This window comes from Nocardia sp. NPDC004718, assembly GCF_053601535.1.
On the sequence record NZ_JBSGCA010000079.1, the window covers coordinates 1 to 22419 of the forward strand.

Sequence of the window (22419 nt, forward strand, 5' to 3'; positions counted from 1 at the left end):
GCTTGCTCCTTCGTCGCGTACGCGGCGGCCGCGCAAACGCGAGCCGGGCCGCGAACGGCGCATGCTCGGTCTCGCTTCGCTCGAAAGACGTGGTTATGGTGCGCTGGGCACGTCGGTATCGCAGTTCGCCACCCGGTGCACACCGTGTGCAGTGACTGGCTCGCGAATCGGTCATCGAAGGGGACGTACGGACTCGTGGCTCGGCGCGTCATTCGGCTGACCGGCGTGCTGCCGCGGGGGTGCACAAGTCCGGTGACGCGGGTCCGCTCGTGAAGTTCGCGCCGTGCCCGGCGTTGCACCCGGGATTCGGTCAGAGATCGAAGGTTTCGCCGGGGGCCACCGCATGCACGGGGCCGGTGAACTCTGCTTTCGCCTCGGCGATCACGTCCTCGCGGGAAGTCCACGGGGGGATGTGGGTGAGCAGCAGTTCCTTCACGCCTGCCTCGGCGGCGATCCGGCCGGCCTCGGTGCCCGAAAGGTGGATGCCGGGAGGGCGATTCGCCGGGTCGTGGGTCCAGGACGCTTCCGCCATCAGGATATCTGCGCCCTGCGCGAGTTCGTGGACCTGGGGGCAGAGCGCGGTGTCGCCGGTGTAGACGAAAGTGCGTCCGGCGGCGGTGACGATCCGCAAACCGTAGGACTCCGGCGGGTGGAACATCCGGCGCGCGGTGACGGTGTGCCCCGGCCCGAACGAGACGGACTCGCCTTCGACCCAGGTCCGCATGTCGATCACATCCGACCAGTCGTCGCATTCGCCGCCGACCTCGGCGGAAGCGTTGCCGATGCGCAACGAGGTGTCCGACGGGCCGCGCACGATCGCCTTGCCCTCCGGGGGCGTCGGGTGGTAGCGGCGCCACACCAGCAAACCGGGCAGGTCCAGGCAGTGGTCGGCGTGCAGATGGGTCAGGAAGATGTCGACCTCACCGGGATCGGCGTGGCGCTGCAACGCGCCGAGCACTCCGGGGCCGAAATCGATCACCGTCGGCCGCATGTCCGGGCCGGTCAGCAGGTAACCCGACGCGGGAGAGTCCGGGCCGGACACACTGCCCGAGCACCCGAGGACGGTAAGGCGCATTCCCCCATGCTGCCACGCGGAATTCTCACTCAAGAAAGGATCCCCCCACATTTCCGGCGGACCGCTGGCTCACCGCGGCGACGCGCCGGTTCCGGCTCGGTCCCCGCGGCGGTTTCGTCGTGCATCTCCAGAGAGTACCCAGCCGGCCAGCAATCCACTCAACGCGCCGAATAGGTGCCCCTGCCAAGAGATTCCGGGCTGTCCCGGGAGAACGCCCCACAGCAGCGACCCGTAGAGGGCCAGCACCACGAGACCGAGCACGATCTGCCCGACGTTGCGCGCGAACCAGCCACGGGAGATGAGGAAGGTCAGCCAGCCGAACACCAGCGACGACGCGCCGATATGCGTGCTTCCCGTCGCCCCGGTGAGCCAGACGCCGAGCCCGGCCCCGAGCCAGATGATCGCGGTCGCGGCCAGCCCGCGGCCGATGCCGGTCACCAGGACCAGGAAGCCGAGCACCAGCACCGGGAGCGTGTTGCCGATCAGATGCGCCCAGCCGCCGTGCAGCAACGGGGCGAACAGGATGCCGGTCAGCCCGTCGGCACGGCGCGGCTCGATGCCCGCGTGGTCGAGCCGTCCGCCGACGGCGGTGTCGACCCCTTCGACGCCGTACAGCACTCCCACGAATCCGGCGATCAGCACTCCGGCCCGCAACCACAGTTGTTTGATCGCGGCGAAGCCTCCGGTGGCGGGCGGTGTGGGCACACCGACGGGCGTGCCCAGCTGCGCACGAAGCGCCGCCAGCCGATCAGGGTCGAACGACGGTCCGAGTCCCGCGCCGGTCATGGCCACCTCCTCGCCGTGGCGGGGACGTGGCCCCGCCTTCCCGAGGGTACCGGCGCGGCCGGGAATCAGGCCCAGAGCTGGCCGTCGAGCCGCTCTTCCGCCTCTTCGAGCGTGCCGTCGTAGGCCCCGGTCGACAGGTATTTCCATCCGCCGTCGGCGACCACGAACGCGATGTCGGCGCGCGTGCCCGCCTTGACCGACTTGCGGGCGACGCCGAGCGCGGCGTGCAGGATGGCGCCGGTGGAGATCCCGGCGAAGATGCCCTCTTCGAGCACCAGTTCACGGGTGCGTTTCACCGCGTCGTACGGGCCGACCGAGAAACGGGTGGTCAGCACGCTCTCGTCGTACAACTCGGGGATGAATCCCTCGTCGATGTTGCGCAGGCCGTAGACCAGTTCGCCGTAACGCGGCTCGGCGGCCACGATCTCGATGCCGGGCACCTTCTCCCGCAGGAAGCGGCCGGTCCCCATCAGCGTGCCCGTGGTGCCGAGACCCGCGACGAAATGGGTGATCTCGGGCAGGTCGGCCAAGATCTCCGGGCCGGTCGTCTCGTAGTGCGCCGCCGTGTTCGCCGGATTGCCGTACTGGTAGAGCATCACCCAGTCGGGGTTCTCCGCGGCGATCTTCTTCGCCAGCGCGACGGCCTGATTGGAGCCGCCCGCGGCCGGGGAATCGATGATCCTGGCGCCGAACATGGTGAGCAACTGCCGCCGCTCCACCGAGGTGTTCTCCGGCATCACGCAGACCAGCTGGTATCCCTTGAGCTTCGCCGCCATGGCCAGCGAGATGCCCGTGTTGCCGCTGGTGGGTTCGAGGATCGTGCAACCGGGCCGAAGCAGCCCGTCGGCCTCGGCCTGCTCGATCATCCGCAGGGCGGGCCGGTCCTTGATCGAGCCGGTGGGGTTGCGATCCTCCAGCTTGGCCCACAGCCGCACGTGATCGTCACCGTCCCATCGCGGGGACAGGGTGCGCAGCCCGACCAGCGGGGTATTGCCGAGAGTCGCGATCAGCGATTCGTAACGCGCCACGGGACGGGTCAGCCTCCGGCCACGGCGGGCAGGATCGTGACGCTGGCGTCCTGGGGCACTTCGGCGGCCAGCCCGCCCGCGAAGCGCACGTCCTCGTCGTCGACGTAGATGTTGACGTAGCGGTTCAGCTTGCCGTCCTTCAGCAGGCGCTCGGCGAGCCCGGGGTGGTTGGCCTCGAGGTCGTCGATCAGCGCCGACAGCGTGGCGCCTTCGGCCTGCACGCGCTTCTCACCTCCGGTGAGGCCGCGCATGATGGTCGGAATGGAGACGGTTACCGGCATGGGTACTCCTCGGTTTCGCGAACAGGCATCGGTCTAGTTCTCGTACGCGTCGACGATCCGCACCGGCTCCTCGGTGACCTCACCGTCGACGATCCGGTAGCTGCGCAGCTCGTGCTGCTCGGGATCGCGGGTGGAGATCAGCACGTAATGCGCGAACGGCTCGGAGGCGTACGACACGTCGGTCCGGCTCGGATAGGCCTCGGTGGCGGTGTGCGAGTGGTAGATGACGACCGGCGCCTCGTCGGCGTCGTCCATCGCGCGCCACACCTTCAACTGCTCGCCGGAGTCGAAGCGGTAGAACGTGGGCGAACGCTCGGCGTTGACCATGGCGATGAAGCGCTCCGGACGATCCGAGCCCTCCGGCCCCGCGATGACACCGCAGGCCTCATCGGGGTGATCGGCGCGCGCGTGCGCCACCATCGCCTCCACGAGGTCGGCCCTGATCACCAGCACGAGTCGCACACCTTTCCACAACGCCGACCCATCGCAGTCGACAACGAGCCAGGATATTCGGCTATTCCCCCGGCGACGTCGCCCGGTCCCCCGGTTCCCGGCATCGCCTGTTCAAGCACCGAACAGGTCGTTGTAGGCCGGGATGCCGGCCACTGGGTGCGCCGAGCGGATCGCGTCGACGATGGCGCGTTCGACACAGACGGCGGCGGCGGTGCAGATCTGGTCCAGGACAAGCAGATCGGCGGGAAAGGCGGGCGGCAACGGCAAGTCGACGCCCTCCTCCGCCGTTCCGGTGGCGAGCGCGAAGAGGGTGTCCCCGTCCAGGGGCGAGTGCGCGGGACGGATCGCCCTGGCCAGCCCGTCGTGCGCGGTGGCCGCGACGCGCTTGCATCCGGCCGGATCGAGCGGAGCGTCCGTGGCCACGACGCCGATCGTGGTGTTGAGCACGGTGCCTTTCACCGGCAGCGCGTTCGCCGCCGCCAATTGCTCCGGAGTCGCCTGCCGCAGACCGAAGAAGTCGGGTCCATCGGTGCCGCACCCCCACGGCAACCCCGTGCGTGGATCGAACACCGAGCCGACCGGATTCGCCACGACCAGCGCCGCGACGGTGATTCCCGCGGCCACGCCATCACCGAGCACGATGCTCGCCGTGCCGATCCCGCCTTTGATCGAACCGGCGCGCGCGCCGACGCCCGCACCGACCGAACCGCGAGCGAAGTCGACGTCCGCGGCCGCGGCGGCCCGGTAGCCGAACTCGGCGGTCGGACGGATGTCCCACGCGCCGACCGGAAGATCGAAGATCACCGCGCCGGGGACGATGGGCACCACCCGGCTCGGGTCCGCCGGGTCCATCACGATGCCCGCGCCGTTCTCCTCCAGCCACCGCATCACGCCGTCGGCCGCGGCGAGCCCGAACGCGCTGCCGCCGGTGAGCAGGATCGCGTCGATCTGCCGGACGGTGTTCACCGGATCGAGCAGATCGGTCTCACGGGTACCCGGCCCGCCGCCGCGCACGTCGACCGCCGCCACCGCGCCGCCCGGCACGCGCACCACCGTGCATCCCGTCGCCGATCCGGAACCGAGCGTGGCGTCCTGATCGAGGACGTGATGATGACCGACCAGCACTCCGGGCACATCGGTGAGCGAGTTGCGTTCACCCGGTTCGGCATTCACCATCGGTACTCCTCACGGCGCGGGACTGCTGGTGGGTTCGCGCCGATCATCGCAGCGCGGCCGGTCAGGGAGCCAGCGCCTGGAGCAGCGAGTCCTGCATCCAGGTCAGCCAGTGGTACACGTCCAGGTGCGGGGCGCGCGGGTCGTCGGGATCGAGATGGTCGGGCGTGTCGGCATCGATGTTCAACACCGTGCCCAGCGCCAGCCGCACGTCGGTGAGCGCGGTCAACCACGCGTCGGCCTGCTCGGGGGTGATGACGATCTTGCCGCCCGCGCTCGGCACGGTGTCCAGCACGACCGAGCCCGCCGCCAGCTTGGCGTCGATGATGTCGGGCTCGTGCAGACCGCGCAGCGCGCTGTTGAGGTCGGCGCGTTCGGCGTCCGGCGAGCCGGGCTCGTTGCGGTGGAAGTCCGGCAGGAGTCTGCGCAGCCGCGGATCCTCCGGCGGGACGGTGTTGCCGGATCGCAGTCCGGTGAGGGCGGCCAAGTCGTCGTCGGGCGCCGACCCGGCGCGCTCGGTGAGCAGCCCGGAGACCGCACCGACCAGGGACCGAAGCACGTTGGCCTCACGTGCGTCCATTTCGGATCGCAGTTTGAGACCGCTCAGCGAGTTCTTCCTGCTCCACTTGCGCACGGCGTCAGGGTAGTCGCGCTGGTCAGTCGTCCCGCTGCATGGTGGCCCAAAGTCCCGCGGCGTGCAGCCGCTGGACATCGTGTTCCATCTTGTCGCGGGAACCGGACGAGACCACCGCCTTGCCCTCGTTGTGGACCTTGAGCATCAGCTCGGTCGCCTTCGCTTTGCTGTAGCCGAAAAGCTTCTGGAAGATATACGTGACGTAGTGCATGAGATTGACCGGATCGTCCCAGACCACGGTCACCCACGGGCGGTCCTCCGCCTCCAGGATCTCGGTGTACTCCACCGCTTCGGGTGTCGCCTGTGCCGCCGACAATGTCGCGTTCGCGGCGTCCACAACGACGTCACCCCGGACTGTGTTGCACAAGGCCATAGGGTCAAGGGTACGACTCGACACCGGATAAACAACACCCACGCAGCCCCGATTCGGGTTTTCGCCGGTTCACCGGGCCGATGCCGGACGGCGTGAGCCGACCGTTCTGTCTACAGTGACAGCGTGGACCTGCGTGACGGCGTGACCAGCACGGCACTGCTGACCGACCAGTACGAACTGACCATGCTCGCCGCGGCGCTCGCCGACGGTTCGGCGCATCGGCAGTGCACCTTCGAGGTGTTCGCTAGACGTTTGCCAAATGGTCGCCGCTACGGCGTCGTCGGGGGTACCGGCCGGGTACTCGACGCGCTACGGCAGTTCCGGTTCGGCGATGCGGAACTGTCCGTCGCCGCCTCGTTCTCGGATCGGCGGACGTTGGACTGGCTGCGTGACTACCGGTTCACCGGCGACATCGACGGCTACCCAGAGGGCGAGCTGTACTTCCCGGGCTCCCCGATCCTCTCGGTGCGCGGCAGCTTCGCCGAATGCGTCGTGCTGGAGACGCTGGTCCTCTCGATTCTCAATCACGACAGCGCGATCGCCGCCGCCGCGGCGCGGATGGTCAGCGCCGCGGGTGGCCGCCGGATGATCGAGATGGGCTCGCGGCGCACCCACGAGCTGGCCGCCGCGGACTGCGCCCGCGCCGCGTATCTCGCCGGTTTCGACGCCACCTCGAACTTGGAGGCGGTGCGCCGCTACGGGATTCCGGGGGCGGGCACCAGCGCGCACGCGTTCGTCCTGCTGCACAGCGGCCCCGACGGGGCGCACGAGGCCGAAGCGTTCCGCAGCCAGGTGCAGACGCTGGGAGTCGGGACGACGCTGCTGGTGGACACCTTCGACATCACCAGGGGCGTCGCGACCGCCATCGAGGTCGCGGGAACAGAGCTGGGCGGCGTGCGGATCGACTCCGGCGATCTCGGTGTCCTGGCCAGGCAGGTGCGCGACCAACTCGACGCGCTCGGGGCCACCAAGACCCGCATCGTGGTCTCCGGCGATCTCGACGAGTACGCCATCGCCGCGCTGCGCGCCGAGCCGGTCGACGTCTACGGTGTCGGAACGGCACTGGTCACCGGCTCCGGCGCGCCGACGGCCGGGATGGTCTACAAGCTGGTCGAAGTCGAAGGGGTGCCGGTCGCCAAACGCAGCAGTCACAAGCAGTCTCGTGGCGGTACGAAGAAGGCGCTCCGCTTGGCCCGCGACACCGGCACGATCGTCGAGGAGATCGTCTATCCGGCGGCCGGGCCGATGCCGCCCCGCAACGGCTTCCGATCCCGTGAGCTGCTGGTCCCCTTGATCCGGGAGGGCAAGCAGGTCGATGACCTGCCCACCCTCGCCGAGAGCCGCGACCTGGTCGCGCGCGGGCTGATCAGCCTGCCGTGGGAGGGCCTCAAGCTGTCGGCGGGGGAACCCGCCGTGCTGACCACCTTCGTCTGAGGTCAGCGCCTGCGCTCGTCGACGCGGGTCACCAGCCGCAGCCCGGCGGCGAAGAGCAGCGCGAACACCACTCCGGTGATCCCGAACCACACCCATGCCGACGGCTCCGCGGGGCGGGAGCCGAGCAGGAAGAAGACCGCCAGGAACACGGTGGTGGCGACGAATACGCTGCGGAACAGTTTGGCAGGGCTCATGAGGGTCTCCGTGCTGGAGGGCGGCGCATCCGGCCGCCGACGAAAGGGGCACCCGGTAATCACCGGGAGCGCAGGCCACGTTTACATCGCGCGCATGCGAATTTCCCGCGAGTCGGCCGAACGAGCGTCCGACCGAGCGGCAGAATTCGAAATAGTTGTTCAGCCACATCGCGGGAGGTCGCCATGACCCGGGCACTGATCATCGTCGACGTCCAGAACGATTTCTGCGAGGGCGGTTCGCTCGCGGTCGCCGGCGGCGCCGCCGTGGCGGCCCGGATCAGCGAGCACCTCGCGGCGGCGAACTACGGCGCGATCGTGGCCACCCGCGATCATCACATCGATCCCGGTGCGCATTTCTCCGACGCACCCGACTACATCGACAGCTGGCCGCCGCACTGCCGGGTCGGCACGCCGGGCGCCGACTTCCACCCCGCCCTGACCACCGAACCCATCGATGCGGTCTTCGCCAAGGGCGCGTACTCGGCGGCCTACTCCGGGTTCGAGGGCACGACCGAGGACGGCACCGGGCTGGCCGACTGGCTGCACGACCGCGGCGTCGACGCCGTCGACGTGGTGGGCATCGCGACCGATCACTGCGTGCGCGCCACCGCGCTGGACGCGCGCATCGAGGGTTTCGACACCCGCGTCCTGCTCGATCTCACCGCGGGTGTCGCACCCGAAACGGTCGCCCTCGCACTGGACCGCATGCGCGGGGCCGGCGTCGGCCTGGAAGGCGGCATCACCCGATAGACCGTCCGGTCTCCGCGACCGCCCTGCCCTGTCGGAGGCGCCGAGTAGGCTGCTCGCGTGCCCGAACTGCCCCCCTTATCCGATCTTTTGGCCACCGCCGTACACGCGCTGGGCGGCAAGGAGCGCGCCGGGCAGGTGACGATGGCCGCGGCGGTGGACCACGCGATCGATACCAAGGAGCACCTCGCCGTGCAGGCAGGCACGGGCACCGGCAAGTCGCTGGCGTATCTGGTGCCGAGCCTGCGCCACGCCGTGCGCACCGGCCGCACGGTGGTGGTCTCCACGGCCACGATCGCGCTGCAACGTCAGCTGGTCGACCGTGACCTTCCGCGCTTGGCCGAGGCGCTGAGCGGCCCGTTGGGGCGCACGCCGAAGTTCGCGATCCTCAAGGGCCGCAACAACTATCTGTGCTTGAACAAGATCAACAGCGCCGTACCGGACGAGCCCGCCGAAGCGGAGTTGTTCGACGCGTTCGCGATCTCGCGCCTCGGTCGCGAAGTGCAACGGCTCAACGAATGGGCCTCCGACACCGACACCGGCGACCGCGACGAGCTCGCTCCCGGCGTGAGCGATCGGGCCTGGCGGCAGGTGAGCGTGTCGTCGCGGGAATGCCTGGGCAAGTCGCGTTGCTCCTTCGGCCAGGATTGCTTCGCCGAGCGCGCCAGAACCGAGTCGGCGCAGGCCGACGTGGTGGTGACCAACCACGCGCTGCTGGCCATCGACGCGATCAGCGGCATCCAGGTGCTCCCCGAACACGACGTCGTGGTCATCGATGAGGCGCACGAGCTGGTCGACCGGGTCACCGGCGTGGCCACCGCCGAACTGACCTCCGCCGCGATCAGCGCGGCGGCCCGGCGTTGCGCCAAGCTCATCGACGAGCAGGAGGTCGACCGCCTGGAGGGCGCCGCAGAGGCCTGGCACACCGTGCTGGACGAGCTGCCCGCCGCCCGGTGGGAGACCCTGCCCGACGGCGTTGCCCCGGTGCTGGCCCTGGTCCGCGACAGCGCGTGGAATGCGCGCACCGCGCTCGCGCCCCCTGGCAGCACCACCGCGCAGGGCGACCCGGAGGGTTCGGCCGCCCGCACCATGGCCTTGGCCGCGCTCGACGAGGTGCACGACAGCGCGGTCCGCGCGCTGACGGCGTTCGACGAGCCCGATCCCGCCGCCCGCCGCGACGTCATCTGGCTGGCCGCCGACGAGATCCGGGGTGTCGTGCGCCGGTCGCTGCGGATGGCGCCGCTGTCGGTGGGCGGGCTGCTGCGCAGCAGGCTCTTCGGCGCCGCGACCGTCGTGCTCACCTCCGCCACGTTGCAGATCGGCGGCTCGTTCGACGGCCTCGCGGTCACCTGGGGCCTGCCCGCGCAGTCGGGCAATCGCAGCGACCCGGCCACCGCGAACGGCGCGCAGGCGCCGTCGGACGCCGACAGCGTGCGCTGGAGTTCGCTCGATGTCGGCTCACCGTTCGACCATGCCAAGTCCGGCATCCTCTACGTCGCCAAACACCTGCCCGCGCCGGGCCGCGACGGGCTCGCACCGGCCTACCTGGACGAGATCGAGCGACTCATCACGGCCGCGGGCGGGCGCACCCTCGGCTTGTTCTCCTCGATGCGCGCCGCCCGCGCGGCCACCGACGCAATCCGCGAACGGTTGCACACACCGGTGCTGTGCCAGGGCGAGGACGCGACGGGCGCGTTGGTCCGCAAGTTCGCCGACGACCCGGAGACCTCCCTGTTCGGCACACTGTCACTGTGGCAGGGCGTCGACGTGCCGGGACCGTCTCTGAGTCTGGTGATCCTCGACCGCATCCCCTTCCCCCGCCCGGACGATCCGCTGCTGGCGGCCAGGCAACGCGCCGTGGAGATGCGCGGCGGCAACGGCTTCATGACCGTGGCCGCCAACCACGCGGCTCTGCTGCTCGCGCAGGGCACCGGCCGCCTGCTGCGCAGCGTCGACGATCGCGGGGTGGTGGCCATCCTCGATTCCCGCCTCGCGACCGCTCGCTACGGCGGATACCTGCGCGCGTCGCTGCCGCCGTACTGGGAGACGGCCGACCCTGAGGTCGTGGTCAAAGCACTGAGCAGGCTGGCCGCCGCGGCGAAGGTGTGACAACGGCGCACGGCCACAAGCCACCCCGAACAGCATGGCCGGCAACGCGAGCGCCGCGAATCCGTCTGCGCCGCGGGCTCAGAGCACCCACTTCAGGATCAACGTGAGCACGCCCGCGACGACGGCGAGGATCAGCGCTCCCACACCCCACACGAATCCGTGGCGCTCCCACGGACGCCCGGCGTCCAACGAGAACTTGCCCGGCCCGGTGAAGGGCAGCGCCGCGCCGACCACCGCGAACAGCAGGCCCATCTCGTAACCGCCCAGCAGGCCACCGGACCAGGTGGCGTTGATCGCGTTGATCATCGTGCCCAGCACGATCGCTCCGGCCAGCGGCGTCAGCAGACCGAGCAGCAGGAGGAGGCCGCCGGTGAGTTCGCTGAGCCCCGCCAGCGTCCCGAACACCTTGCCCGGGTTGTAGCCCATCTTCTCGAAGCCGTCGGCGTTGGCTTGCAGACCGGGCCCGCCCCACCAGCCGAACAGCTTCTGCGCGCCGTGCGCCGCGAGCAGGCCACCGAAGACGACTCGCACGACCAGCAGGCCGATGTCGGGGGCGATTCGGTCAAGGTCGGAATCGGTTCCGGTTCTTTCGAGTACGGATTTGAAAGTCATGGTGGTCCTCATCCCTGCGCTGTCGTTCCCGGACATGATCGTTACTTCGGCGAAGAAAGCGGACTGCGGTCCGATTATCGCACGAACGGGGGCAACTGCCCAACCTCTCGGTCTATTCCACGGTCGGGCGGGAAGGATGGTTCAGCGCTAGGGCGACCGGAAAGTCATTCCGCGAGGAAGAAGAAGTAGCCGAGGAACACCAGCATCAGTGCCCACATCGCCGGATGCACATCCTTGACGCGGCCCTTGGCCGCCATGACCACCGGGTACAGCAGCATCCCCATGGCCAGGCCGTTGGCGATGGAGTACGTCAGCGGCATCATCACGATGGTGATGAACGCGGGCACCGAGTACTCCAGGCGGTTCCAGTCGATCTGCCCCAGCGAGCGGGCCATCAGGATGCCGACGACGATGAGCGCGGGCGCGGTCACCTCGCTGGAACCCGCGACGACCGCGAAGATCGGAAAACAGAACATGGCCACGAAGAACCAGCCCGCCGTGGTGACGGCGGTCAGCCCGGTCCGTCCGCCCGCCGAGACGCCAGCGGTCGATTCCACGTAGGCGGTGGTGGTCGAGGTGCCGATGACCGCACCGGCCATGGTGCCCACCGAGTCCGCCGCCAGCGCACTCGCCGCGCGCGGCAACTTACCGTTCTCGTCCAGCAGCCCGGCCTGGTTCGCGACGCCGATCAGCGTGCCGGATGCGTCGAAGAAGTCGACGAACAGCATGGTCAGCACCACCACGACCATCTGACCGGTGAACGCGTCGGGCAGATGGACGATCGCCTGACCGAAGGTCTGCTCGAGCCCCTGCGGCGCGGCGAACAAGCCCTTGGGGAGCGCGACCAAGCCGCTGACGATGCCGACGAGGGTGGTCAGGACGATGCCGTAGAGCACGGCGCCGTGCCAGCCGCGCACGAGGAATACCACGGTCACCAGCAACCCGAACAGCGCGAGCAAGGTGGTGCCCTTGGTGAAGTCGCCCAGGGTGACCAGCGTCGCCTCGCTGTTCACCACTATTCCGGCGTTCTTCAAGCCGAGGAAGGCGACGAACAATCCGATGCCTGCGCCCACGGCGAGCTTCAATTGCATCGGGATCGCGTTGAGGATGCGTTCGCGAATCCGCGTCACCGCCAGGACGAAGAAGATGGCGCCGGACAGGAACGTGCCCGACAGCGCGACCTGCCATGGAATCCCCATGCCGAGCACCACCGTGTAGGCGAAGAAGGCGTTGAGTCCCATGCCCGGCGCGAGCGCGATCGGATATCGCGCCCACAGCCCCATGACCAGCGTGCCGAATACCGCGGCGACGGCGGTCGCGGTGAACACCGCCTGCATCGGGATGCCCTTGTCACCCAGCGCGCCCTGATCGCCGAGCACGGCGGGGTTGACCGCGAGGACGTACGACATGGCGAGGAACGTGACCGTCCCCGCCATGAGTTCGCGCTTGACGGTCGAGCCGGTCGAGCGAACCCCGAAGTATCCGTCGAGGCGTCCTCGGGTCCGGTGCAGAACGTCGGTGACCATGGGTGACTCCAGTGCAGGAACGATTCGGGGCGGGCCAAGGGCACGGTAGCCGACGGTTCACTGCTCGCGACACCCACGGCGGCGCCACCGTGACCGGCGCCACCGGAGTCAAGCGCTCGGAGCGGAGACCAATCCGAACTCGGCGTCGGAAGCCAGCAGATCGTTGTGCGGCAGCACGCGCACGGTGTACCCGACCGCGCCGGACAGCGGCAGCGGCGTGTCCACGGTGAACAGCTCGGCGCCCGCGTCGGACCCGACGTGCGTCATCGGGATCGTCGTGGTGTCGGAGAGATCGTCGGTCGACGAGACCCGGCCGAGCACCGCCTGCACCACCACGTCCTGCACGCTCAAGCCACCGAGCTCGACCCGCGCCGTGAGCGACAGCCGCGCCCCGATCACCGGCGTGTCCGGCAGCCCCGCACTGTCCACCTGGATCACCTTGACCGAGGGCCACGCCGACTCGACCCGGCGGCGGTACTCGGCGATGGCGCGCGCCACCGCGAAATCGTCGGCCGTCGCCCGCTGCGACGCCGCGGCGGCGGGAGCGTAGTACTCCACCGCGTAGTCGCGGACCATCCGGGAAGCCAGCACCTTCGGCCCCAAGGTCTGCAACGTGTGGCGAACCATCTCGACCCAGCGCACCGGCATCCCGGACGCGTCGCGCTCGTAGAAACGCGGCGCCACCGCACGCTCGAACAAGTCGTAGAGCGCGGCGGCCTCCAGATCGTCGCGGCGGTGCTCGTCCCGGACGCCCTCCGCGGTCGGAATGGCCCACCCGTTCTCGCCGTCGTACATCTCGTCCCACCAGCCGTCGCGGATGGAGAGATTGAGCCCGCCGTTCAGCGCGGATTTCATGCCGGAGGTGCCGCAGGCCTCGAGCGGGCGCAGCGGATTGTTCAGCCAGACGTCGCAGCCCCAGTACAGGTAGCGAGCCATTGATATGTCGTAGTCGGGCAGGAAGACGATCCGGTGCCGCACATCGGGATCGTCGGCGAAGCGGACCACCTGCTGGATGAGCGCCTTGCCGCCGTCGTCAGCCGGATGACTCTTACCCGCGACGACCAGCTGCATCGGCCGCCGCGGATCCAGCAGCAGGGCGCGCAGCCGCTGCGGATCGCGCAGCATCAGGGTGAGGCGCTTGTAGGTCGGCACTCGACGGGCGAACCCGACGGTCAGCACATCGGGGTCGAAAACGCCGTTCACCCAGCCGAGCTCGGCCTCCGCGGCGCCGCGCTGCAACCAGGACGCGCGCAGCCTGCGGCGCACCTCCTCGACGAGGATGCCGCGCAGGGTGTTACGGGTCGACCACAACTCGGTGAGATCGACGTCGCGCAGCCGTTCCCAGCCGCGGCCCTCCTCGACCAGCTCCGCGCCGATGTGTTCGCGTGCCTTGTCCACCCACTCGCGTGCGGCCCAGGTGGTGGCGTGCACACCGTTGGTGACCGAACCGATCGGCACCTCGGCCGGGTCGAAGCCCGGCCACAGCGAAGCGAACATGGACCGGCTCACCTCGCCGTGCAGCTTCGACACGCCGTTGGCGCGCTGCGCCAGGCGCAAGCCCATGTGCGCCATGTTGAAGACCGACGGATCGGCCTCCCGGCCGAGAGCCACGATCCGGTCCACCGAAAGCCCCGGCAGCAAAGCGGATTCGGATTCCCCGTGCGCACCGCCGAAATAACGCCGCACCATCGGCATGGGGAACCGGTCGATGCCCGCTGGGACCGGCGTATGCGTGGTGAACACCGTGCCCGCCCGAACGGCGGCGAGCGCGGAATCGAAATCCTGCCCGGCCGCGACGAATTCGCGGATCCGCTCCACGCCGAGGAAACCAGCGTGGCCCTCGTTCATGTGGAACACATCGGGGTCGGGCAGTCCGGCGGACGCGGTGTACGCGCGCACCGCCCGCACGCCGCCGATGCCCGCGAGAATCTCCTGACGGATGCGATGCTCCTGGTCACCTCCATAGAGCCGGTCGGTCACCGCACGCAACTCCGGGTCGTTCTCGGCGATGTCGGAGTCGAGCAGCAGCAGCGGAACCCGGCCGACCTGCGCGATCCACACCCGAGCGCGCAGCACCCTGTGGTCGGGCATCGCGACGTGGATGAGCACGGGCGAACCGCCGGAGGTGAGCGCCCGCAGCGGCAAGCCCTGCGGATCCAGCGCCGGATAGTGCTCGGCTTGCCAGCCGTCCGTCGTCAGCGACTGCCGGAAGTAACCCGAGCGGTACAGCAATCCCACGCCGATCAGCGGCAGGCCGAGGTCGGAGGCGGCCTTCAGATGGTCGCCGGCCAAAATGCCAAGGCCGCCCGAATAATTCGGCAACACCTCCGTGACGCCGAACTCCATCGAGAAGTAGGCGATGCCCCGCACCCCTTCCTCGCCCGCCCGGCGCTGGAACCAGCCCGGCGCGGCCAAGTACTCGCGCAGGTCCGCCGCTGCGGAGTCCACACGCGCGACGTAGTCAGGGTCGGCGGCAAGCTCGTCCAGCCGCGCCGCGGGCACCTCACCCAGTATCCGGACCGGGTCGTGCCCCATCTCCTGCCACCGCCGGGGATCGAGCGCGGCGAACAGGTCCTGCGTCGGCGGATGCCACGACCAGCGCAGATTCGTGGCGAGCTCCCCCAGAGCGGCCAGACGCTCGGGCAGATGGGCACGGACGGTGAAACGACGCAATGCCTTCATTGGGTAGAACCTACACGCCGACCGCGGGGCGCGCCCTGCCCGACCACGGCCCGGAACAACCTTCCCACCAGCGTGTTTCCCGGCAGCGTAACGCTCTCCATCGTCACGGAACGGCCACACGACACACACCGGCACCCGTTCCGCTACCCGATCGAGACCCGCGCTCGCTTGTGAACTCCGGAACGCGGGGCAAACCCACAAGCTGTGCGGACCAACCGGCCGCACCAACCGAATCAGTACGGGAGTGATCGAGATGTGGATGACAGCACACCCAAATCGCGCCCGCGATCGGCGCTGGTCGCGCGCTGGAGCAGCGATCACAGGGTTCGGAGCGCTCGCGGCGGCATTCGTTCTCGTCGCACCCGCCGCCGGCGCGGCGGTCACGACGGCGACCGCCAGCCCGGCCCAAGGCACCAGTTTCGGCTTCGGAAACTACGGAACCAACTGCCAGTACCGGGTGACGGCGACGGTGGACAACAATCCCTCGACCGAATCGGTTCAGTTCGCCGACAGCGCCGGGGGCACCTTCTCACCGAACCCCGCACCGGTGGTCGGCAGCCAGGCCACCACGGTCTGGATCCCCGAGGCGACCGGGCAACACACCATTTCCGCGACGCAAGGCGCCACGCCCGCTTGGACTTCACCGGTGATGACGGTGGGCAACGGGATGAACCTCGGCTTCGCGTGCATGGTCATGCCGTGATCGACGTTTCGGGCATGTCGAGTTGAGCGCCCGGGTGGCCGCCCAGTGGACGAGCGAGCTCCGTCCATGGCCACCCGGGCACCTCACTTCCGAAGGCGGAGAAATCGGTAGCCTGAGCACGGCCGGGATGACAGCATCGGCTGATGCCGCACTGGGTCGACGTTCTTCCGCAATTCCTTCCGGCCTGCCTGCTCATTGCCGCGCTGCCCGGGCCGGCGACCGCACTGTTCCTGCAGCGCGCGGTGCGCGACGGCCGCACCGCGGGCTTGGCGGCGGTGGCCGGGAACGAGATCGGCGTACTCGGCTGGACGCTGGCGGGCGGGGCGGGACTGTCCGTCCTGCTCGTCGCGAACCGCGCCATGAACACGGCCGTGCACATCATCGGCGCGCTGGTCCTGATCTGGCTCGGCGTGCAGGCGTGGCGGAATGCCCGTGGTGGCGAGGAGTTCGGCGGCGCGATGACGAGGATGCTCCCGGCGGGACACACGCCCGCCGCCGCGTTCCGCGCCTCGCTGATCTCGATCGCGGCCAACCCCAAGGCGGCGGTCTTCGGGTTGACGATCCTTCCCCAATTCCTTCCGTCCGAGGGGCCGGTGCTGCCCACGGTGGTGATCCTGGCGCTCATCCAGTTGGTGATCGACACCGCGTGGTGCGTCGGCGTGGTCCTGGCCGCCGACCGCGCGGGCGCCTGGCTGCGCCGCACCGGTATCCGGCAGCGGGTAGAGCGTGCGCTCGGCGCGGTCCTGGTCGCGCTCGGCCTGGGCCTCGCCGCCGACGCACGCTGAGGCGAATGCCCAGTTCGCCCGCCACGGTGAGAAGCCGGAACCGGGCACGAAAAATCGGCTGGTCCGGTCCGAAAGGCCGGTTGCCGGTAGGTTGGGGTCCGTGACCGGCCGCATCGCTATCGATGACACTGCCCCGTCCATCCCAGGCGGCCGGCCCGCCAAGGCGGTGGTCGGCGAGGTATTCCCGGTGCGCACCGTGGTTTGGCGAGAGGGGCACGACGCCGTCGCCGCCACACTCGTCGTGCGCGCCCCCGGCGCGTCGCGACCCACCCGCGTCCGCATGACGCCGGACTACGAGCCCGACGTCTTCAACGCGACCTTCACACCGAACACGCCGGGAGCCTGGACCTACCGGATCGAAGGCTGGAGCGATCCGATCGCGACCTGGCGATCGGCGGTCGAGGCGAAGCTTGCCGTCGGGCACAGCGCCGTCGATCTGGCCAACGATCTCGAGCTGGGCGCCCGCCTGTTCGACCGCGCGGCGCAGGCCGTCCCGAAGAAACAGTTCGAGCGCTTGCGCGCGGTCGCCGCCGCGCTGCGCGGTGACGAGCAACTCCCCGCACGGGTGGCCCCGGCCTTCACCGAGGAGGTCGCCGAGATCCTGCGCGCCACGCCGCTGCGCGACCTGGTCACCCGCGGGCCGCAGCACACCGTCCTGGTCGAGCGGCACCGCGCGCTCTACGGCTCCTGGTACGAGTTCTTCCCGCGCTCGACCGGCGGCCGCGACGCCACCGGCGAGCCGGTTCACGGCACCTTCGTCACGGCGGCCAAGGACCTTCCGCGCATCGCCGCCATGGGCTTCGACGTGGTGTACCTGCCGCCCATCCACCCGATCGGCGAGGTCAACCGCAAGGGCCGCAACAACGCGCTCACCGCGGAGTCCGGCGACGTCGGCTCGCCGTGGGCCATCGGCTCGCGGCACGGCGGTCACGACGCAGTGCATCCGGAACTGGGCACCGAAGCCGATTTCGCCGAGTTCGTCAGGGCGGCGCGGGAACTGGGCCTCGAGGTCGCGCTCGACCTCGCCTTGCAGTGCGCACCGGATCATCCGTGGGTCGAGGCGCACCCCGAGTGGTTCACCACCTTGCCCGACAACACCATCGCCTACGCCGAGAACCCGCCGAAGAAGTACCAGGACATCTATCCGGTCAACTTCGACAACGACCCCGACGGCCTCTACGCCGAAGTGCTGCGCGTCGTCAAACACTGGATCGGCTTGGGCGTCAACATCTTCCGCGTCGACAATCCGCACACCAAGCCCGCCGACTTCTGGGAGTGGCTGATCGCGAACGTGTGGCGCACCGACCCGGACGTCATCTTCCTGTCGGAGGCGTTCACCCGCCCCGCCCGGCTCTACGGGCTCGCCCGGCGCGGATTCAGCCAGTCCTACACGTATTTCACCTGGCGCGTGGCCAAATGGGAGCTGACCGAGTTCGGCAACGAACTGGCCGCGAAGGCCGACGAGGCCCGCCCGAACCTTTTCGTGAACACCCCGGACATCCTGCACGAGAGCCTCCAGCACGGCGGGCCGGGCATGTTCGCCATCCGCGCCGTCCTGGCCGCCACCCTCGCGCCCACCTGGGGCGTCTACTCCGGCTTCGAGCTGTTCGAGCATCAGGCGGTGCGCCCGGACAGCGAGGAGTACCTCGATTCGGAGAAATACGAGCTGCGCCCGCGCCCGTTCGCCGAGGCGCTGGCGCGCGGAGAATCGCTGGAACCCTGGCTCACCCGGCTCAACGAGATCCGCCGGGCCCACCCCGCCTTGCAACAGCTGCGCTGCCTGCATTTCCACCACGTGGACAACGACGCGCTGATCGCCTATTCCAAGCTCGATCCCGTCAGTGGCGACGCGGTGCTGGTCGTGGTGAATCTCAACCCTTTCGGCGCCGAATGGGGCATGCTCTCGCTCGACCTGCCCGCGATCGGCCGCGAGTGGCACGACCACCCGGTGGTGTACGACGAGGTCAGCGGCGAGGAATACCACTGGGCCCAGACCAATTACGTGCGACTGGACCCCGCGCGGGCCGTGGCGCACATCATCGCCCTGCCCCCGGTGTCCCAGCAGGCTCGCACCGAGCTGGCCTACCGCAGGACGCTGCGATGAAACGTCGCGACCTCATGCTGCTCGCGGCGGGCACCCATACCGACCCGCACACCGTGCTGGGCGCACACCCCCATCCGGACGGCACCGCCGTCCGGGTGCTGCGCCCGCACGCCGAAACCGTGTCGGTGCGGGTCGGCGGCGACGACCACGTGCTGAAGTCCGTGGGCCACGGCGTGTTCGCCGCGGTGCTGCCGTACCCGGAGATCAATGACTATCGCGTCGTGACGACCTACCCCGGCGGCCAGACCGTCATCGGCGCCGACGGCTACCGCTTCCTGCCCACGCTCGGCGAACTCGACCTGCACCTGATCGGCGAAGGCCGCCACGAACGCCTGTGGGACGTGCTCGGGGCGCACCCGCGCCGCTACAGCACCCTCGACGGTGACGTCGCGGGCACGTCGTTCGCGGTATGGGCGCCGAACGCGCGCGGCGTCACCGTGATCGGGGACTTCGACGGCTGGAGCGGCAACGCCGCACCCATGCGCACGCTGGGGTCGTCCGGGATCTGGGAAGTCTTCATCCCTGGTGTCGAGCCGGGCGCCAAGTACAAATACCGCGTGCACGGCGCCGACGGGCGGACCGTCGATCACGCCGACCCGCTGGCATTCGCCACCGAACTACCACCGGCCACGGCATCGGTGGTCACCGAAAGCCGTTACGTGTGGCAGGACAGCGCCTGGCTCGAGCAGCGCGCGGCCACCGATCCCACCCGCGCCCCGATGAGCGTCTACGAGGTGCACCTCGGTTCCTGGCGGCCCGGCCTCGGCTACCGCGAACTGGCCGACCAGCTCGCCGAGTACGTGCGGGCGACCGGATACACCCACATCGAGTTGCTTCCCATCGCCGAGCATCCGTTCGGCGGCTCGTGGGGCTACCAGGTCACCTCCTACTACGCGCCGACGGCGCGATTCGGTTCCCCGGACGACTTCCGCGCGTTCGTCGACAGCATGCACGCGGCGGGCATCGGCGTCCTGCTGGACTGGGTCCCCGCCCACTTCCCGCGCGACGAGTGGGCGCTGGCCCGATTCGACGGCACCCCGCTCTACGAGCACGCCGACCCGCGCCGGGGCGAGCAACTCGACTGGGGCACTTACGTGTTCGACTTCGGCAGGCACGAGGTGCGCAACTTCCTCATCGCCAACGCTCGCTACTGGGTCGAGGAATTCCACATCGACGGCCTGCGCGTCGACGCGGTCGCCTCCATGCTCTACCTGGACTACTCCCGCGCCGAAGGCCAGTGGGAGCCCAACGTGCACGGCGGCCGGGAGAACCTGGAGGCCGTCGACTTCCTGCAGGACCTCAACGAGACGCTGCATCGGCATCACCCCGGCGTCGTGACGATCGCCGAGGAGTCCACCACCTGGCCCGGCGTCACCCGCGGCATCGACGTCGGCGGTCTCGGCTTCACCATGAAATGGAACATGGGCTGGATGCACGACACCCTCGGGTTCCTCGGCCGAGACCCGGTGCACCGCTCCTGGCACCACAACGAGATCACCTTCTCACTGGTCTACGCCTGGAGCGAGAACTACGTGCTGCCGATCAGCCACGACGAGGTCGTGCACGGCAAAGGCACGCTGTGGACCAGAATGCCGGGCGACGATTTCGCCAAAGCCGCGGGCGTGCGGGCGCTGCTGGCCTACATGTGGGCCCACCCGGGTAAACAACTGCTGTTCATGGGCCAGGATTTCGGCCAGTTCCGGGAGTGGTCACACGATCGCGGTCTGGACTGGCACGAACGGGACAACCCGCTGCACCAAGGCATCACCACGCTGGTGCGTGACCTGAACGCCGTCTACCGCGCCCACCCCGCCCTGTGGAGCCAGGACACCACACCCGGTGGCTACGCCTGGATCGAGGCGGACGACCGCGCGAACAACGTGCTGGCGTTCCTGCGCTACGGCTCCGACGGCTCCGTGGTCGCCTGCGTCCACAACTTCTCCGGGTCGGCGCACGACGCGCACCGGATCGGCCTGCCGCACGCGGGCTCGTGGCTGGAGATCCTCAACAGCGACGCCGCGGACTACGGCGGCTCCGGCCTCGGCAACCTGGGCGAGGTGACGGCGAGCGCCGAGCCGTGGCACGACCGGCCCGCCTCGGCCACCGTGACGCTCGCACCCCACAGCGCGGTCTGGCTGCGCCCCGCCTGACGAGTCGCCCGGCGCAACGCCTGGTGCGCCTGGTCGGCGAACGAACTCTTCTGCGCTCCGGGACACGACCTCCGCCCACGGTGGTGGCGCGATCGGCCGATTCGCGACCGCGCCACACGGCGGCTCAGTACAGCGCCGCGGCCAGCTTGCGGCGCGCGGCCACGACGAACGGCTCGGCCTGATCGAACAGCTCGAACAGCTCGAGCAGCCGGGTGCGCGCCTTGGTGCGCTCGTCGCCGGAAGTGCGCTTGACGACGCCGATCAGCCGATCGAAGGCCGCTTCGGGCCGCTGCTGGAACAATTCGAGATCGGCGGCGCGAATCGCGGCATCGACGTTCGACGGGTCCGCATCGGCATCCGCGATCGCCGACTCCGGCAGCTCCTGGGCCCGCGCGAGGAAGCGCAGCTGACGCAGCGCGCCCTTGGCTTCGTCGTTCGCCGGCTCGGCGTCGAGAATCGCCTGGTAAGCCGCCTCGGCGCCGGCCAGGTCACCGTGCTCGAGCGCCGCCTCGGCCGCCGCGAAACGCGGGTCCTCGGCCTGCGGCTGCGGCTCCCCGCCACCCTCCAGCTTGCCCGCCACCGCGTCGACCACGGCGTTCAGCCACTGCCGCACCTGCGGCTCGGGCTGGGCGCCCTCGAAATCGGCCAGCGGCTGCCCGGCCGCGATCGCGATGACCGTCGGGATGCCCTGCACCCGCAGCGCCTGCGCGATGCGCATGTTGGCCTCGGCCTCGACGGTCGCCAGATCCCAGCTGCCGCCGTCGGCGGCCACCAGCCGCTCCAGCGTCCGCACCAGTTCGACACTGCCCGGACTGCGCTGCGAGTACAGCACGACCACCACCGGCACCTGCATCGAACGACGCAGCACCTTGGTCTCGAAATCGGCCTCGGATACCGCGTAGTCGCCACCGGCCGGAGCGCCCCCGCCACCGGCGGGCTGCTTCAGGCTGGACAGATCGACCGCGCCGGACATGGCGGCGGCGACAGCGGGCGAAGGACGGCGTGCGGCTGGTCGATTCACGACCTCCAGTTTGTCACGACGTGGCGGATGCGGGGGCCCCGGACTCGACCGAACCGGCGTTGCTCAGCTCACCCAACCGCCCCGTGCGCACCGCCCAGACCTCGAACAGCACCGTGCAGAACGGCGGAATGCTCGACAGCAGCGCGAGGACGGTGGTCTTGACGTTCCAGCCCAGCTCGCGCGCCGCCACGATCGCGGTGATGACGAACAGCACGAACACGATGCCGTGCGTCATGCCGAACACCTTGACCGGCCACAGCACCGGCTCCGGAATCCGCTTGAACACCATGCCGATGATCAGCAGCAGCCAGGAGATCGCCTCGAGCACCGCGATGAAACGAAACCGCTTGGCCACCGTGCTCAGGTCGAAGACATTGCCCATGCGCCCATTCTGCCGGATGCACTACAGGCTGTCGTAGTGAGCTGTGTCTAATTGCTGTGTTCAATTTGCAGCGCCTGCGGCGCTGCGTGTTCGCGGCCCCCTTATGGCTCGCGTGTGCGCGGCCGCCGCTTGCTCCTTCGTCGCGTACGCGACGGCCGCGCACACGC

The 22419-nt window shown here is 69.5% G+C and carries 21 protein-coding genes; 7 read left to right on the top strand and 14 right to left on the bottom strand.

Translation table 11 applies throughout. From position 1 onward, the window contains the following. Positions 1-310: 310 nt before the first annotated feature. The 8 genes from ACWEH3_RS33425 to clpS all read right to left on the bottom strand — a co-directional run bounded on the left by ACWEH3_RS33425 (position 311) and on the right by clpS (position 5803). A complete protein-coding gene (locus ACWEH3_RS33425) occupies positions 311-1075 on the bottom strand; it encodes a cyclic nucleotide-degrading phosphodiesterase (protein ID WP_450025159.1) in 765 nt (254 codons plus the stop codon). A 69-nt stretch (positions 1076-1144) separates the two neighbouring features. Next, entirely contained in the window at positions 1145-1861 is a 717-nt protein-coding gene (locus ACWEH3_RS33430; RefSeq protein WP_450025157.1) for a rhomboid family intramembrane serine protease, read from the bottom strand. 65 nt (positions 1862-1926) lie between these two features. Then, positions 1927-2889, bottom strand: a complete 963-nt coding sequence (locus ACWEH3_RS33435; protein ID WP_450025155.1) for a cysteine synthase — start codon at positions 2887-2889, stop codon at positions 1927-1929. 8 nt (positions 2890-2897) lie between these two features. After that, a complete protein-coding gene (locus tag ACWEH3_RS33440; RefSeq protein WP_063051456.1) occupies positions 2898-3170 on the bottom strand; it encodes a MoaD/ThiS family protein in 273 nt (90 codons plus the stop codon). 33 nt (positions 3171-3203) lie between these two features. Beyond that, positions 3204-3623: a Mov34/MPN/PAD-1 family protein gene (locus tag ACWEH3_RS33445; RefSeq protein ID WP_067803148.1), complete on the bottom strand. Its 420-nt coding sequence runs from the start codon at positions 3621-3623 to the stop codon at positions 3204-3206. 111 nt (positions 3624-3734) lie between these two features. Continuing rightward, positions 3735-4799 carry a P1 family peptidase gene (locus ACWEH3_RS33450; protein WP_450025152.1) on the bottom strand — a complete coding sequence of 355 codons (1065 nt, stop codon included), beginning with the start codon at positions 4797-4799 and terminating at the stop codon, positions 3735-3737. A gap of 61 nt (positions 4800-4860) precedes the next feature. Next, positions 4861-5430: an oxidative stress transcriptional regulator AosR gene (gene aosR, locus ACWEH3_RS33455; protein WP_355075589.1), complete on the bottom strand. Its 570-nt coding sequence runs from the start codon at positions 5428-5430 to the stop codon at positions 4861-4863. 22 nt (positions 5431-5452) lie between these two features. Then, positions 5453-5803 carry an ATP-dependent Clp protease adapter ClpS gene (clpS, locus tag ACWEH3_RS33460; RefSeq protein WP_039796380.1) on the bottom strand — a complete coding sequence of 117 codons (351 nt, stop codon included), beginning with the start codon at positions 5801-5803 and terminating at the stop codon, positions 5453-5455. Between the two features lie 123 nt (positions 5804-5926). Between clpS and ACWEH3_RS33465 the strand changes: the two genes are divergently transcribed. Next, positions 5927-7237, top strand: a complete 1311-nt coding sequence (locus tag ACWEH3_RS33465; protein WP_450025150.1) for a nicotinate phosphoribosyltransferase — start codon at positions 5927-5929, stop codon at positions 7235-7237. Between the two features lie 2 nt (positions 7238-7239). On the opposite strand, the gene ACWEH3_RS33470 is transcribed toward ACWEH3_RS33465, so the two are convergent. Next, complete coding sequence (locus tag ACWEH3_RS33470) at positions 7240-7431, bottom strand: hypothetical protein (protein ID WP_450025148.1); 192 nt, start codon at positions 7429-7431, stop codon at positions 7240-7242. Between the two features lie 183 nt (positions 7432-7614). Here ACWEH3_RS33470 and ACWEH3_RS33475 point away from each other — a divergent pair, with 183 nt between their 5' ends. Both ACWEH3_RS33475 and ACWEH3_RS33480 read left to right on the top strand, forming a co-directional pair. Then, positions 7615-8181: an isochorismatase family protein gene (locus ACWEH3_RS33475; RefSeq protein ID WP_450025146.1), complete on the top strand. Its 567-nt coding sequence runs from the start codon at positions 7615-7617 to the stop codon at positions 8179-8181. A gap of 57 nt (positions 8182-8238) precedes the next feature. Continuing rightward, positions 8239-10287 (top strand): ATP-dependent DNA helicase, encoded by a 2049-nt coding sequence (locus ACWEH3_RS33480; protein WP_450025144.1) that lies wholly within the window; start codon positions 8239-8241, stop codon positions 10285-10287. 78 nt (positions 10288-10365) lie between these two features. Here ACWEH3_RS33480 and ACWEH3_RS33485 read toward each other — a convergent pair whose 3' ends face one another. From ACWEH3_RS33485 to glgP, 3 genes are all read right to left on the bottom strand, one after another. Beyond that, a complete protein-coding gene (locus tag ACWEH3_RS33485; RefSeq protein ID WP_450025142.1) occupies positions 10366-10899 on the bottom strand; it encodes a DoxX family protein in 534 nt (177 codons plus the stop codon). Positions 10900-11063: 164 nt separating this feature from the next. Further along, entirely contained in the window at positions 11064-12425 is a 1362-nt protein-coding gene (locus tag ACWEH3_RS33490; RefSeq protein ID WP_450025140.1) for an NCS2 family permease, read from the bottom strand. 108 nt (positions 12426-12533) lie between these two features. Beyond that, entirely contained in the window at positions 12534-15107 is a 2574-nt protein-coding gene (gene glgP, locus ACWEH3_RS33495; RefSeq protein ID WP_450025138.1) for an alpha-glucan family phosphorylase, read from the bottom strand. A 259-nt stretch (positions 15108-15366) separates the two neighbouring features. Between glgP and ACWEH3_RS33500 the strand changes: the two genes are divergently transcribed. The 4 genes from ACWEH3_RS33500 to glgB all read left to right on the top strand — a co-directional run bounded on the left by ACWEH3_RS33500 (position 15367) and on the right by glgB (position 20849). Then, on the top strand, positions 15367-15810 hold the full coding sequence (locus ACWEH3_RS33500; protein WP_355075574.1) for a hypothetical protein: 444 nt from the start codon (positions 15367-15369) through the stop codon (positions 15808-15810). Positions 15811-15953: 143 nt separating this feature from the next. Next, on the top strand, positions 15954-16595 hold the full coding sequence (locus ACWEH3_RS33505) for a LysE family translocator (RefSeq protein WP_450025136.1): 642 nt from the start codon (positions 15954-15956) through the stop codon (positions 16593-16595). Between the two features lie 100 nt (positions 16596-16695). Next, positions 16696-18699 (top strand): maltotransferase domain-containing protein, encoded by a 2004-nt coding sequence (locus tag ACWEH3_RS33510; protein WP_450025134.1) that lies wholly within the window; start codon positions 16696-16698, stop codon positions 18697-18699. After that, on the top strand, positions 18696-20849 hold the full coding sequence (gene glgB, locus ACWEH3_RS33515) for a 1,4-alpha-glucan branching protein GlgB (RefSeq protein ID WP_450025132.1): 2154 nt from the start codon (positions 18696-18698) through the stop codon (positions 20847-20849). Before ACWEH3_RS33510 ends, glgB begins: the two co-directional genes overlap by 4 nt. Positions 20850-20973: 124 nt before the next feature. On the opposite strand, the gene ACWEH3_RS33520 is transcribed toward glgB, so the two are convergent. Beyond that, positions 20974-21822 (bottom strand): tetratricopeptide repeat protein, encoded by an 849-nt coding sequence (locus ACWEH3_RS33520; protein WP_450025161.1) that lies wholly within the window; start codon positions 21820-21822, stop codon positions 20974-20976. 61 nt (positions 21823-21883) lie between these two features. Beyond that, positions 21884-22252: a DUF3817 domain-containing protein gene (locus ACWEH3_RS33525; protein WP_355075568.1), complete on the bottom strand. Its 369-nt coding sequence runs from the start codon at positions 22250-22252 to the stop codon at positions 21884-21886. Positions 22253-22419 lie beyond the last annotated feature (167 nt).

Bases quoted from the DNA above. Each gene is read 5' to 3' on its own strand.
- clpS (WP_039796380.1), bottom strand. From the start codon at position 5,803: ATGGCCTTGTGCAACACAGTCCGGGGTGACGTCGTTGTGGACGCCGCG.
- glgP (WP_450025138.1), bottom strand. From the start codon at position 15,107: ATGAAGGCATTGCGTCGTTTCACCGTCCGTGCCCATCTGCCCGAGCGT.
- ACWEH3_RS33475 (WP_450025146.1), top strand. From the start codon at position 7,615: ATGACCCGGGCACTGATCATCGTCGACGTCCAGAACGATTTCTGCGAG.
- ACWEH3_RS33520 (WP_450025161.1), bottom strand. From the start codon at position 21,822: ATGTCCGGCGCGGTCGATCTGTCCAGCCTGAAGCAGCCCGCCGGTGGC.
- ACWEH3_RS33440 (WP_063051456.1), bottom strand. From the start codon at position 3,170: ATGCCGGTAACCGTCTCCATTCCGACCATCATGCGCGGCCTCACCGGA.
- ACWEH3_RS33500 (WP_355075574.1), top strand. From the start codon at position 15,367: ATGACAGCACACCCAAATCGCGCCCGCGATCGGCGCTGGTCGCGCGCT.
- ACWEH3_RS33525 (WP_355075568.1), bottom strand. From the start codon at position 22,252: ATGGGCAATGTCTTCGACCTGAGCACGGTGGCCAAGCGGTTTCGTTTC.
- ACWEH3_RS33505 (WP_450025136.1), top strand. From the start codon at position 15,954: ATGCCGCACTGGGTCGACGTTCTTCCGCAATTCCTTCCGGCCTGCCTG.
- ACWEH3_RS33470 (WP_450025148.1), bottom strand. From the start codon at position 7,431: ATGAGCCCTGCCAAACTGTTCCGCAGCGTATTCGTCGCCACCACCGTG.
- ACWEH3_RS33430 (WP_450025157.1), bottom strand. From the start codon at position 1,861: ATGACCGGCGCGGGACTCGGACCGTCGTTCGACCCTGATCGGCTGGCG.
- ACWEH3_RS33450 (WP_450025152.1), bottom strand. From the start codon at position 4,799: ATGGTGAATGCCGAACCGGGTGAACGCAACTCGCTCACCGATGTGCCC.
- ACWEH3_RS33425 (WP_450025159.1), bottom strand. From the start codon at position 1,075: ATGCGCCTTACCGTCCTCGGGTGCTCGGGCAGTGTGTCCGGCCCGGAC.
- ACWEH3_RS33485 (WP_450025142.1), bottom strand. From the start codon at position 10,899: ATGACTTTCAAATCCGTACTCGAAAGAACCGGAACCGATTCCGACCTT.
- glgB (WP_450025132.1), top strand. From the start codon at position 18,696: ATGAAACGTCGCGACCTCATGCTGCTCGCGGCGGGCACCCATACCGAC.
- ACWEH3_RS33490 (WP_450025140.1), bottom strand. From the start codon at position 12,425: ATGGTCACCGACGTTCTGCACCGGACCCGAGGACGCCTCGACGGATAC.